The sequence below is a fragment of the Corallococcus sp. AB018 genome (assembly GCF_003986945.1).
GTDB lineage: Bacteria > Myxococcota > Myxococcia > Myxococcales > Myxococcaceae > Corallococcus > Corallococcus exiguus.
In genome coordinates this window covers 2,634-16,803 of the sequence record NZ_RAWR01000030.1, presented here as the reverse complement: position 1 = coordinate 16,803, position 14,170 = coordinate 2,634, and the positions used below count along the sequence as shown (strand labels likewise).

At 70.5% G+C, this 14,170-nt stretch carries 1 protein-coding gene (running past one end of the window); it reads right to left on the bottom strand.

All coding sequences use genetic code 11. The annotated features are described in order from the left end of the window. Positions 1–14,170: the beginning of a non-ribosomal peptide synthase/polyketide synthase gene (locus D7Y11_RS09010; RefSeq protein WP_126933490.1), read on the bottom strand. It extends 17,864 nt beyond the left edge of the window; 14,170 of the gene's 32,034 nt are visible here — the first part of the coding sequence; the start codon lies at positions 14,168–14,170; the stop codon falls past the left edge of the window.

The window sequence follows — 14,170 nt, the reverse complement described above, 5'->3', positions numbered from 1 at the left end:
GCGAGCGCGTCGTGGGCCCGCTCCGGACGACGGGCGCCTCCTCCAGCACGGCGTGCGCATTCGTTCCGCCCACGCCAAACGAGCTCACCGCCGCGCGCCGTGGCGCCATCCCCCGAGGCCAGGGCCGCAGGCGCGTGTTGACGAAGAACGGTCCCGCGTCGAAGTCGATCCTCGGGTTCGGAGACTCGAAGTGGAGGCTGGGGGGAATCTCCTCCTCGCGCAGCGACAGCGCGACCTTGATGAGCCCCGCGAGCCCCGCCACCGTGTCCAGGTGGCCCACGTTCGTCTTGAGCGACGCCAGCGGGATGGTGCCCCGGTGCTCGGGCCCCAGGCCGTAGGCGCGCTGGAGCGCCGCGACCTCGATGGGGTCGCCCAGCGGGGTCGCCGTCCCGTGCGCCTCCACGTAGCCGATGTCCGTCGCCGACACGCCCGAACGGCGCAGCGCCTGCGTGATGACGGTCGCCTGGCCCTGCACGCTGGGCGCCGTGAAGCCGGACTTGTCGCGCCCGTCGTTGTTGACGGCGGTGGCTCGGATGACGGCGTGGATGGGGTCGCCGTCGCGGACCGCGTCCTCCAGCCGCTTGAGCACCACGGCCGCCACGCCGCTGCCGGAGACGGTGCCCTTGCCCTTCGCATCGAAGGCGCGGCAGTGGCCGTCCGGGGAGTAGATCATCCCCTCCTGGTGCACGTAGCCGGTGCGCTGCGGCACCGACAGCCGCGTCGCGCCCGCGAGCGCCACGTCCGACAGGCCTGACAACAGGTTCTGACACGCGACGTGCACCGCCACGAGCCCCGTGGAGCACGCCGTGTACACGAGCATGCTCTCGCCAGTGAGCCCCAGCTTGTAGGACACCTTCGTCGGCAGGCTCTGGTAGGTCGCCGTGCCGTACAGCTCGAAGAACGCCGCCGAGTCCAACGGCAGGTGCCGCTGCACCTCGTTCGCGTAGCCGGATTCGTTCGCGCCCGCGAAGAGGGAGACGATGCCCGGGAATCGCGCGGGGTCGATGCCCGCGTCCTCCATCGCCGCCCACGCGCACTGGAGGAACATCCGCTGCTGCGGGTCGGTCCACTGCGCCTCGCGCAGGGACATGTCGAAGAACGCGGGATCGAACTGGTCGATGTCCGCGAGCACACCCTGCGCGGGCACGAACCCCGGATGCTGTGTCAGCGACACGCCCGGAGGCAGGCCGGGCATCGGCTCCAATTCCTCGGGAGTGAAACGGGAGATGGACTCCACGCCTTCACGCAGGTTGCGCCAGAACTCCTCCACCGACTCAGCGCCTGGGAAGCGCCCGGACATGCCGATGATGGCGATGGCGTTGGGCGGCAGCGCTGGCGTTCGCTCCGGCTCGGATGCGGGCACGGTCTGGACAGGCATGGAGGGTTCAGCCGGTGTCGCGGGAGGAGTGGCCACTGGGGCGGGCACGGGACGCGCGGGCAGTCCTTCGCGCTCCAGTCGCCGGGCCAGTCCGTGGACCGTGGGATGTTCGAACAACCAGACCACGGGCACGTCGCGCTGGAGCGCCTCGTGCAACCGGCTGGCGACGCGGACCACGGTGAGCGACGTGCCACCCAGGTCCTCGAAGAAGTGATCATGGACGCCAACGCTCCGGGCGCCCAGCTCCCGCGCCCAGATGCCGGCGAGCTGTTCCTCAAGCGGATCCGCGGGCTCCACGAAGCGCCCCTTGCGAGCACTCGCCGCGACGTCCGGCGCGGGCAGTGCCTGTCGGTCCAGCTTTCCGGTGGCGGTGAGGGGCAGCACGGGCAGGGGGACGAACGCGGCCGGGACCATGTACTCGGGCAGCCGCTGCCGCAGGTGTTCGCGCAGCGCCTGGACGTCCAGCGTTCCGGCCACCACGTAGGCCACGAGCCGCTTGTCGCCGGGGACGTCCTCGCGCACGAGCACGGCCGCGTCGGTGAGGGCGGGCCAGTCCCGGAGGGCGGCTTCGACCTCGGACAGTTCGATGCGGTAGCCGCGCACCTTCACCTGGGTGTCGATGCGGCCCAGGAACTCCAGGCTCCCGTCCGCGCGCCAGCGCACCCGGTCTCCCGTGCGGTACACGCGCTCTCCGGGTGTGGTGGCGAAGGGGTGGGGGATGAAGCGCTCGGCGGTGAGGTCCGGGCGGGAGAGGTAGCCTCGCGCGAGCCCGTCCCCGCCGATGAGCAGCTCACCCGGAACGCCCACGGGCACCGGCCGCAGCGAGCCGTCCACCACGAACGTCCGCGTGTTCGGCAGCGGAGGCCCGATGGGGATCGCTTCGGCGGGGACGTCGTCGGGCCGCTCCATGCGGAGGCAGCAGGTGAAGACGGTGGCCTCGGTGGGGCCGTAGCCGTTGACCACCGGGAGGCCCAGCGTCTCCACCACGCGGCGCGTGTGCGTGGGGGACAGGACGTCCCCGCCCACGAAGAGCTGCCGCAGTCCGCGCAGCACCTCCTGCTTCACGTCCACCACCTGCGCGAACAATCCCGCGGACAGGTAGAGCGACGTGACACCGTGACGTCGGATGATCTGGCCCAGCAGCTCCAGGTCCGTGGGTGGCTGCGGCGGGAAGACCACGAGCCTTCCGCCGGACAACAGCGGGCCCCACAGCTCCAACGTCGACGCGTCGAAGGACAGTGGAGCCATCAGCAGGAACGTCTCGTCCGGAGTGAACCGGGCCCAGGGTGCACCGTGCAGGAGCCGCAGCACGCCCCGGTGCTCCACGGCGACGCCCTTGGGGCGGCCAGTGCTTCCGGAGGTGAAGTCCACATACGCGAGGTTCCGTGAGGAGAGCGCCACGTCCGGAGCCTCGGTGGACTGTTCCTCCAGGCGCGTCTCCTCCACGAAGACGCACGGCACACCCTCCGCGACCGGTAGCGACGCCCGCAGCGCTCGGGTGGTGACGAGCAGTCGGGGCGGCGCGTCCTCCAGCATGAGGGCCAGGCGCCGAGCGGGATACGCGGCATCCAGGGGGACATAGGCCCCGCCCGCTTTGAGAATGGCCAGGAGCGTGACGACCAGCTCCACGGAGCGCTCCAGGCACACCGCCACCAGCGCATCCGGGCCCACGCCTTGCGAGCGCAGCACCCAGGCCAGCGCATTCGCCCGAGCATCGAGCCGCGAATACGTCAGCCGCGCGTCACCCGACTCCAACGCGATGGCCTCCGGACGCTGAGCGACCTGGAGCGCGAAGCGTTCCACGAGGTTCGACTCACGCGGGTAGCCCACGCCGGTGTCGGTCCACGCCGTGAGCACCCGCTGGCGCTCCTCGGGGGTGAGCCATTCCACCTGGGCCAGGGGGATGTCTGGAGCGGCGACGACGGCGTCCAGCAACGTGCGCAGGTGTCCGGCCAGCCGTTCCACGGTCGAACGCTCGAAGAGGTCCGTGCTGTATTCGATGACGCCGCGCAGGCCGTCCGGAGCCTCGTGCAGCAACAGGCCCAGGTCGAAGCGGGCCGTGGCGTTGTCCACCGGCACGGGCCGGAGCGTGAGCCCCGGCGCCTTCAACTCGCCGGTGGGTGCGTTCTGGAGCGCGAACACCGCTTGCACCAGCGGGTTGCGGCTCAGGTCGCGAGCCACGTGCAGCTCCTCCACCAGCTTCTCGAACGGCAGGTCCTGGTGCTCGAAGGAGGCGAGCGCCGTGGCCCGGACCTGGGAGAGCAGCGTCCGGAACGAGTCCCCCGGTCGCACGCGCCCGCGCAGCACCAGCGTGTTCACGAAGAAGCCGACCAGCCCCTCCAGCTCCGAGCGGTCGCGGCCCGCGATGGGCGAACCCACCAGCAGCTCCTCCTGCCGCGAGTACCGCGACAGCAGCACCTGCCACACCGCGAGCAGCGCCATGTAGGGCGTCGCGCCTTCCGAGCGGCCCAACGCCACCAACCGCTCCACGCCCGCCGCAGGAAGGTGGACGGGAAGCAGCGCCCCCTTCGTGGACTGGAGCGGCGGCCGCGCCTTGTCCGTGGGCAGCTCCAGCACCTGGGGCGCCCCGGCGAGGTGCTGCTTCCACCACGACACCTCCCGCGCGAGCACGTCACCCTGGAGCCAGGAGCGCTGCCACACAGCGAAGTCCGCGGGCTGCACCGGCAGCGCCGGCAACACGGGGGTCCGGCTTGAAGCGAAGGCCTCGTAGGCGCCGGCCACCTCGCGGACGAGCACGCCCAGTGACCAGCCGTCGGAGATGATGTGGTGCATGCACAGGAGCAACAGGTGCTCCCGAGCATCCAGGCGGAGCAGCCGCGTGCGCAGGACCGGTCCCCGTCCCAGGTCGAAGGGAAGCGCGGCCTCCTCCACGGAGCGCCGCTGGGCCTCGGCCTCGCGGGACACGCGGGGCATGGCGCTCAGGTCGGTGACCGGCAACTCCCATGCACCCGTCGGGTGCACGTGCTGGACGGGCTGGCCTTCCTTCATCGCGAACGTGGTGCGCAGCGCTTCATGCCGGGAGACGACGAGCTCCAGGGCGCGGCGCAACGCTTCCACGTCCAGCACGCCGTCCAGCCGCAGCGCGGTGGCGATGGTGTAGTGGCTGCCGCCCGGGCGAAGCTGCTCCACCACCCACAGCCGCTGCTGTGCGTAGGACACCGGCAGGTCCCGGTCCCTCGACGTGGCGACGAGTGCCGGGATGCGTGGTCCCTCGACACGCGAGAGGAGCCAGGCCTCCACACGCTCCGTGAGCCGGGCGACGGTGGGTGCATCGAAGAGGGCGCGCAGCGGCAGCTCCACTCCGAAGGTCGAACGCAGCCGGGAGACGAGCTGTGTGGCCAGCAGCGAATGGCCCCCGATGACGAAGAAGTCATCGTGCAGCCCCACTGACTCCAGGCGGAGCAGCTCCTGGAACAGCGTGGCGATGCGCTGCTGGAACAGCGTCATCCGCTCCGGAGCCACGGGCCCGCCAGCGACCGAGCGCGCATCCGGACCGGGCAGCGCCTTGCGGTCCACCTTGCCCACGGGAGTGAGCGGCAGTGTGTCCAGCGACACGAACGCGGAGGGCACCAGTGGCGCGGGCAGTCGTTCGGAGACGAAGGCGCGCAAGGCCGTTGCCTCCACCGGAGCGCCGGGCACGAACCACGCCACGAGGCGATCCTCGATGACTCCCGCCACCGCTGCCTTCACCGAGGGGTGCTGCCGGAGGATGGCCTCCACCTCGCTCAGTTCGATGCGGAAGCCGCGCAGCTTCACCTGCGTGTCCATGCGGCCCAGGAAGTCCAGCGTCCCGTCCGCGAGCCAGCGCACCCGGTCGCCCGTGCGGTACAGCCGAGCACCGGGCACGCCACCCCATGGTGAAGGCACGAAGCGCTCCGCGGTCAGCTCGGGGCGCCCCAGGTAGCCCCGGGCCAGGCCGTCACCGCCCAGGTACAGCTCGCCCGGAACACCCACGGGCACGGGCTGCCCGTGCGCATCCAGCACGTACGTCTGGACGCGCGTCATCGGCCGGCCGATGGGCACCGACGTCGCGTGCTCCGGCAGGTCCACGATGTCGTGCGTGGTGACGCCCACGGTCGTCTCCGTGGGGCCATACAGATTCACCAGCCGGCCCGGAGGCCCCGCGCGCAGCACCGCGCGAGCCGCATCCGCGTTCGCGGCCTCTCCGGCGTACAGGACCGTGCGCATCGTGGCGAAGGCCTCGGGGACGTCGCGCGCCACCGTGTGGAACAGGGCCGTGGCGAACAGGGCCGTGGTGGCGCCCACCTCGCGCAGCGTGCGAGCCAGCTCCGCCGGAGCCAGCGTCACCTCACGCGGCAGGATGACGAGCCGCGCGCCATTGAGCAGCGCGCCCCAGACCTCGAAGGTGGCCAGGTCGAAAGAAGGCGTGCCCGCCTGCACGATGCAGTCGTCCGGCCCGAGCTGGACGAAGTTCGTGTCCCGTACCAGGTGCACGATGGATTGGTGCGTGATGCCCACGCCCTTGGGAGTGCCCGTGGAGCCCGACGTGTAGAGCACGTAGGCCAGTTGCCCCGGCCGCACCGTGACGTCCGAGGAAGCGGGCGCGGGTTTCTGGCCGGGTTCCTCCGCGTCCGGCTCCAGGCACACCGTGGGCAGGGAGTGTTCCGGAAGGGCGCCCAGCAGGTCCCGCTGGCCCACCACCGCGGAGATGCCCGCGTCCTCGAACATGAACGCGAGGCGGGAGCGCGGATAGGCGGGGTCCATGGGCACGTAGCAACCGCCCGCCTCCAGGATGCCGAGCATCCCCACCACCAGCTCCAGCCCCCGCTCCACGCACAGCGCGACCCGTGCCTCTGGAGGGAGTCCGAAGGCGCGCAGGCGCAGGGCCAGTCGCCGCGCACGTTCCGCCAGCGCCGCGTAGGTGAGCACCTGGCCTTCGTGCTGGACCGCGACGGCCTCCGGTGCACGGAGCACCTGTGCCGCGAACAGCTCCGGCACGGTGTAGGGCGCGAGCGGACGCTGCGTGGCGTTCCAGTCCACGAGCACGCGCTGGCGTTCCTCGCCGTCGAGCAGCGAATGCTCTCGCACGGGCGCAGCGGGGCGGGCCGTGAGCGCGCCGAGCAGCGCCTGGAAGTGCGCCATCATCCGGGCGACGGTGGCGGGGGCGAAGAGGTCGGTGCTGAAGTTCAGGTCGCCGCTGAACGCGCCGTTCCGCTCCTGGAGGCTGAAGTCCAGGTCGAACTTCGCGGTGGTGATCTCCCCGCCACGCAGCTCCAGACGGAGGCCGGGAAGGTCCAGCGCGTCCACGGGCGCGTTCTGGAACGTGAACGCCACCTGGAACAGCGGAGACCGGCTCAGGTCCCGAGCCCCCTGCATGCCCTCCACCAGCTTCTCGAAGGGCAGGTCCTGGTGAGCGTACGCCGCGAGCGTCGTCGCCTTCACCTGGGCCAGCAGCGTCCGGAACGAGGCCCGCGGATCGATGCGAGCACGCAACACCAGCGTGTTCACGAAGAAGCCGATGAGGCCCTCCGTCTCCGCGCGGTTGCGGTTGGCGATGGCGGAGCCCACGAGCACGTCGTCCTGGCCCGTGTAGCGAGACAACAGCAACTGGAAGCCCGCGAGCAGCACCATGAACGGTGTGGCGCCCTCCCGGGCCGCCAGCGCCTTCACCGCGCCCGAAACGTCTGGGGACAGCGCCACGGGAAGTGAAGCTCCCCGGAACGACTGTGCGACGGGGCGAGGCCGGTCGGTGGGCAGCTCCAGCGCGGTGGGCGCGCCGTCGAGTTCCCGTCGCCACCACTCCAGCTCCGCCTGGAGCACGTCTCCCTGGAGCCACGAGCGTTGCCAGAGGGCGAAGTCCGCGTACTGGAGCGGCAGGGGAGACAGCGCCGGGGACTGACCGGAAGCGAAGGCCCGGTACAGCGAGCCCAGCTCGCGAGCGAAGACCCCGATGGACCAACCGTCGGAGACGATGTGGTGCAGCGTGAGCAGCAACCAGTGACGTCGTGAATCCAGCCGCAGCAACACGGCGCGCACGAGAGGCCCGATGCCCAGGTCGAAGGGCCGCGCGGCCTCGGAGGCTGCGTGACGGTGCGCCTCGGCTTCACGGTGGTCCTCGGGGGGGGACTCCAGCGAGACGATGGACAGCGTCAGCGTCGCTTCGGGATTGAGGCGCTGGACCGGCGAGTCCCCATCGGACACGAACGTGGTGCGCAGGACTTCATGTCTGCGCACCAGGGCTTGGAGGGACCGCTCCAGCGCCGAGGCATCCAGCGCGCCATCGAGGACCAGGATGCCGGGCACGTTGTAGAAGGCGCTGCCGGGCTGGAGTTGATCCAGGAACCACAGTCGCTGCTGCGCGTAGGACAGCGGCACGGGACCCGTGCGCGGCCCGGCCACGAGCGGCGGCGTCCCCGGTCGGGAGTCCTCCCGCGAGCGCAGGGCCACCACACGGACCGCGAGCGTCTCCACCGTGGGCGCCGCGAAGAGGTCGCCCAGGGGCAGCTCCACGCCCAGTGTCGTGCGCACGCGCGACACCACCTGCGTGGCCAGCAGGGAGTGGCCACCCAGGTCGAAGAAGTCATCGTGGATGCCCACGCGAGGAACGTGCAGCACCTCCGCGAAAACGGCGGCGAGCTGTTGCTCCACCGCGTCGCGAGGCGCGACGTACGTGTCCGCCGAAGCCACGGGGGCCTCGGGAGCGGGAAGTGAGGAGCGGTCCAGCTTGCCGTTGGCGTTGAGGGGCAGGGCGTCCAGCACCACGACGACGCTGGGGATCATGTAGTCGGGAAGTCGCTGCTGAAGCTCCGAGCGCAGGGCCCTGCCGTCCAGAGATTCACCAACGACGTAGGCCACCAGTCGCTTGTCTCCGGCGGCGTCTTCGCGCACCACGACCACGGCTTCGTGAACGCCCGGCAGTCCGCGCAGGGCCGCTTCGACCTCACCCGGTTCGATGCGGAAGCCGCGCAGCTTCACCTGGAAGTCGGTGCGGCCCAGGAAGTCCAACGTGCCGTCCGCGCGCCAGCGCGTCCTGTCGCCGGTGCGGTAGAGCCGTGACCCCGGTGTCGTGCTGAACGGATGGGGCACGAAGCGTTCGGCGGTGAGGGCGGGCTGGTGGAGGTAGCCCCACGCCAGTCCCTCGCCGCCGACGTACAGCTCTCCCGGCATGCCAGGAGGGACCGGCCGCATCGCCGGATCCAGAACGTAGGCGGTGGAGTGGGGCAGCGGTCGCCCGATGGGAACGGCGGTCTCCACGGTGTCGCCTGCCTGCATCAAGTGCGTGGCGGAGAAGGTGGTGTTCTCGGTGGGTCCGTAGCCGTTGAGCAACACCGAGCCCGGACGCATCCGCGCCAGGTGTTCCCGCACGCGAGAGGCCGGGAGCACATCGCCGCCCGCAAGCACCTGCGCCACGGAAGCGAGGGCCTCCGGATGATGCACGGCCATCTGTTCAAAGAGGGCGGCCGTGAGCCACAGCGTGGTGACACCGTGCCCTGTCAGCACCTCCGCGATACGCGCGAGTGACAGCTCTCCCGGCGGCGCGAGCACGAGCCGGGCCCCATGAAGCAACGCGCCCCAGATTTCGAGCGTCGACGCATCGAACGCGGCCGGCGCAAGCTGGAGGAAGACCTCGTCCTGGCCGAAGCGAATGAAGTCGCTGCCCACCACCAGCCGCAACACGGCGCGATGCGGGACACAGACACCCTTGGGCGTCCCGGTGGAGCCCGAGGTGAAGAGGACATAGGCCAGCCGGTCGCCTGTCGCGCGCGGCTCCGGCGGCACAGTCTTCGGACGCGAAGCCAGCCGGGACGCATCCGCATCCAGCAGCACCAGTGGCGTCATCAGCGACGGCAGTTCATCCGCGAGCGCCTCCAGCGTGATGACCATTCCTGCCCCGGACTGTTCAAGCAGGAGGGACCAGCGCTCGGGCGGAGCATTCAGGTCGATGGGGACATAGGCCGCGCCGGTCTTGAGCACCGCGAGCAGCGAGACGATGAGGTCGGGCGAGCGCTGCAACAGCACGGCCACGCGGCTGCCTTCGGAGATGCCAGAGGCGCGAAGGTGGTGCGCGAGCTGGTTCGCCCGCGCATCGAGCCGTGCGTAGGTCATGCTTCCGGACTCGGATACGAGCGCCACCGCGTCTGGCGCCCGAGCGGCCTGTTCCTCGAAGCGGGCAGTGATGGAATGCGCGGAGAAGTCCCCGACAGCGGAGACGCCGCTCCAGTCCTCCAGCACCTGACGCCGTGCTTGCGTGGGCATCAGTGGCAGTTGCGCCACCGGGGCCTCCAGTTGTCCGGGAAGCGCTTCCAGCAACGAGGCGTAGCCCTGCATCAACGCCTGGAGGAAGGTCGGGTCGAAGAGGTCGGTGTTGTAATGGAGGCTGCCGGTGATGCCGTCCGGCGACTCCTCCAGGATGAGGCTGAAGTCGTACTTCGACGGGATGAAGGGAGGAGGCAGCTCGCGCAGAGTGAGGTCCGGCAGCCGCCACTCCGCGGTGGGTGCGTTCTGGAGGGTGAGGGTGACCTGGAAGAACGGCGTATGGCTCGGGTCGCGTGCGGGCTGGAGTTCTTCCACCAGCTTCTCAAATGGGACGTCCTGGTGTTCGAAGGCGCCGAGCGTCGTGGCACGCACCTGGGCGAGCAGCGTCCGGAACGAAGCGCGTGGATCGATGCGCGCACGCAGCACCAGCGTGTTGACGAAGAATCCGATCAGTCCCTCTGACTCCGAACGGGTGCGGCCCGCGACCGGGGCGCCCACGCTGACGTCGTCCTGTCCGGCATACCGGGACAGCAACAGGTGGTACGCGGCCAGCAGCACCATGAAGGGGGTGGCCCCCGCCTGTCTCGCCACGGAATGCACGCCGTCCGTCAGCTTCCGGGACAGCCGCACCGCGAGTTGGTCCCCCGAGAACGTCTGCGCCGCCGGGCGCGGCCGGTCCGTGGGAAGCATCAAGAGCGGAGGTGCATCCGCGAGCTGCTCTCGCCACCACGCAAGCTGCGAGGTGAGCACCTCTCCCTGAAGCCAGGAGCGCTGCCACGCGGCGAAGTCGGCGTACTGGATGGGAAGTGGCGGAAGCGAAGGACGCTGGCCGGAAGCGAAGGCCCGATAGAGGGCAACCAACTCGCGCACGAGCACCCCCGTGGACCAGCCGTCCGAAGCGATGTGGTGCGTGAGCACGAGCAGCACATGCCGCGTCTCTTCCATCCGCACGAGCACCGCGCGGAAGATCGGGCCCCGCGCCAGGTCGAAGGGCCGCTGCGCCTGCGCGGCGACGAAGTCCCGCAGCCGGGCATCACGTGTGCCCGGAGGCGGCAGGTCCTCCAGGTCCACGAACTCGAACGGGCATGACGACGGGGGCGCGATGCACTGGACCGGCCCGTGGGCCCCGGAGGCGAACGTGGTGCGCAGCACCTCATGGCGTTCGATCAGCGCATCCAGGGCCTGCCGCAGCGCTGGAACATGGAGCGCGCCTTCGAGCAGCACGGTCCCGGGCAGGTTGTATGCAACGCCACCGGGTTGAAGCTGCTCCAGGAACCACAGGCGCTGCTGCGCGAAGGACAGCGCGAGCTCGCCCTCCCTGCTCACAGGGCGCAAGGGAGGCGCCTGGAGGCCCTCGCTCCGGCCTCGTGCCTCCTCCAGCGCCGAAGCCAGGGCCGCGAGCGTGGGCGCCTTGAAGACCGCACGCAGGGGCAGTTCCACCTGCAACGCCGCCCGGATGCGCGAGAGGAGCTGTGTGGCGAGCAGCGAATGTCCCCCCAGCGCGAAGAAGTCATCGTGCACGCCCACGCGCTCCACGCGCAGCAGATCCGCCCAGAGCGAAGCCAGCTGCTCCTCCGTGGGATTGCGCGGCGCGACGTACTCCTGAACCACCCCCGAGGCCATGTCCGGCACGGGCAGCGCCCTGCGGTCGACCTTTCCGCTGGACGTCAGGGGCAGGGCCTCCAGCGAGACGAAGGCACCGGGCACCATGTACTCAGGGAGCCTCTCCGAGAGGAACGCTCGAAGGGCCTCCGTCCCCGCCACGTCCGTCCCTCCGACGAGATACGCCACCAACCGCGTGTCGCTCGCCGTGACGCCCGGGAGCGCCACGACGACGGCCTGTCGCACGGCGGGGTGCTGCTCCAGCGCGGCCTCGATTTCGCCCAGTTCAATGCGCAGCCCGCGCACCTTCACCTGGAAGTCGGTTCGGCCCAGGTACTCGATGGCGCCATCGGGCAGCCACCGGGCAAGGTCCCCCGTGCGGTACAGCCGGGCCCCGGGCGTGTCGCTGTACGCGTCCGGGATGAAGCGCTCCGCGGTCAGGTCCGGGCGGCCCAGATACCCGCGGCCCACCTGCACACCCCCGATGAACAGCTCTCCGGGAACACCCTGGGGCACCGGCCGCAGCGATGCGTCCAGCAGCCGGATCACCGTATTCGCCACCGGATACCCGATGGGCACGGAGCGCCCCAGCGCGCCGCGGACACACTCGTACGCGGTGACATCCACCGCGGCCTCGGTGGGGCCATAGAGGTTGTGCAGCCGCGCGCGAGGCAGCCGCGCCAGGCACCGTTCAGCCAGCTCCCGCGGCAGTGCTTCACCGCTGCACACCACCTGGCGCAGCGACGCGCACTGCTGCAGGCCGGGTGCTTCCAGGAACGCCTGGAGCATGGACGGCACGAAGTGCGCGACGGTGATCCGCTCCCGCGCGATGAGGTCCGCCAGATAGTCCGGCTCCTGGTGTCCTCCGGGCCGAGCCACCACCAACCGCGCGCCCGTCATCAGCGGCAGGAAGAACTCCCACACGGACACGTCGAAGCTGAACGGCGTCTTCTGCAACACCGCGTCGCCCGGTGACAGCGGCAGCGCCCCCTGCATCCACAGGAGCCGGTTGACGACGCCCGCGTGCGCGTTCATCGCGCCCTTCGGCCGCCCAGTGCTGCCAGAGGTGAAGATGACGTACGCCAGCGCGTCCTCGGAGGCCACCGGAGGCGGCGCGCCGGACGGATGCCGATTTACCTCCGCCCACTGGGAGTCCAGGCGGAGCACCGGCACGGAGTCCCCAGCGGGCAGCCGCGCCACCAGCCGTTCCTGGATGAGCACCACGGCGGGCCGGGCGTCCTCGAACATCCACGCGAGCCGCTGCGCTGGCAGGGCCGGATCCAGCGGAACGTACGCCCCTCCTGCCTTCAACGTCGCGAGCAGCGCCACCACCAGCTCCAGCGACCGCTCCAGCATCAGCCCGACGCGAACCTCCGGCCCCACGCCCATGGACCGCAGGTGCCACGCGAGCTGGTTGGCCCGGGCATCCAGCTGCGCATAGGTGAGCGCCGTCTCTTCAAACGTGACGGCCACCGCGTCCGGAGTGCGAGCCACCTGCGCTTCCACCAGTTGCTGCAGCAGCACCCCGCGAGGAAACGCTTCCCGGGGCCCGTTCCACGCATGAAGCACGCGCTGCCGCTCGGTCTCATCCAGGAGGGACAGCTCCGACAGGCGCGCATCCGGCCACGCGACTGCGTTCTCCAGCAGGACGCGCAGGTGTCTCATCAGCCGCACCATCGTGACCTCATCGAAGAGGGCGGTGCGGTACTCGGCGGTGAGGCGCAGGTCGTCCGCCTGTTCGAAGGCGAAGAGGGTGAGGTCGAACTGCGCGAAGCCGCTGTCCACCACCTGCGCGTCCAGCGACAGCCCGGGCAGGCGCACGGTCGGAAGGGGCGTGTTCTGCAGGACGAACATCACCTGGAAGAACGGCGGTACGTCCAGGTGACGCGGAGGCTGGAGCACCTCCACCAGCTTCTCGAAGGGCACGTCCTGGTGCGCGAAGGCCTCCACCGACGTTGCCTGCACGCGGCCCATGAGCGAGCGGAACGATGGATCCCCCGTGAGCGATGTTCGCAGCGCGAGCGTGTTGACGAACAACCCGACCAGCGGCTCCAGCTCCGCGCGCGAGCGTCCGGCGACAGGCGTTCCGACCGTGAGGTCGTCCTGCCCGGAGTAGCGCATGAGCAACGCCTTGAAGCCCGCGAGCAACACCGTGAAGAGGGTGGTGCCCTCCTGCGCCGCCAGGGTCGAGAGCCGCTGGATCAGCGCGGCGGGAAGCATCGAGGACACGGTCGCGCCCCGGCTGTCCGCCTGTCCTGAGCGAGGCCGATCCGTGGGCAGCGACAGGACTGCCCGTGCATCCAGCCGCGAGCGCCACACGTCGATCGACGCCTCCAGCGCCTCCCCCTTCAATGACTCCCGCTGCCACACGGAGAAGTCCGCGTACTGCAGTGCCAGCGCGGGCAGCACCGGCGCCCCGCCCGAAGCCAGGGCCTCGTAGATGAGGCCCAGTTCGTGCACCAGCAGGCCCATGGACCAGCCGTCGGACACGGTGTGGTGCAGCGCGAGCAGCAACAGGTGCTCGGTGGGGGAGACAGCGAAGAGCACGGCGCGCAGCAGTGGACCCTGCTCCAGGTCGAACGGCGCGCGAGCCGCTTCGTGCAATCTTCGCCAGGCCTCCGCGGCATCCGTCACTGGCACCACGGGCAGGGGCACGTCGAGTTCGGGCGTGATGCGCTGCCACGGCCGTCCGTCCTGTTCCACGAAGGTGGTGCGCAGCACCGCGTGGCGGCTCACCACTTCGTTCAGGCTCCCCGCCAGCGAGGGCACCTCGAGCAGGCCCTCCAGGCGTACCGAAAAGAGCAGGTTCAATCCGGCCTGTCCGGGCGCCAGCCGCTCCTGGAACCACATGCGCTCCTGACCGAACGACGCCGGCACCCTCGACGTGAGGCGGCGCTTCTCGCGCAGCAGTTCCGCCAGCCGCGCGCGCTTCTGCTCAGGGGTGGAAGCCAT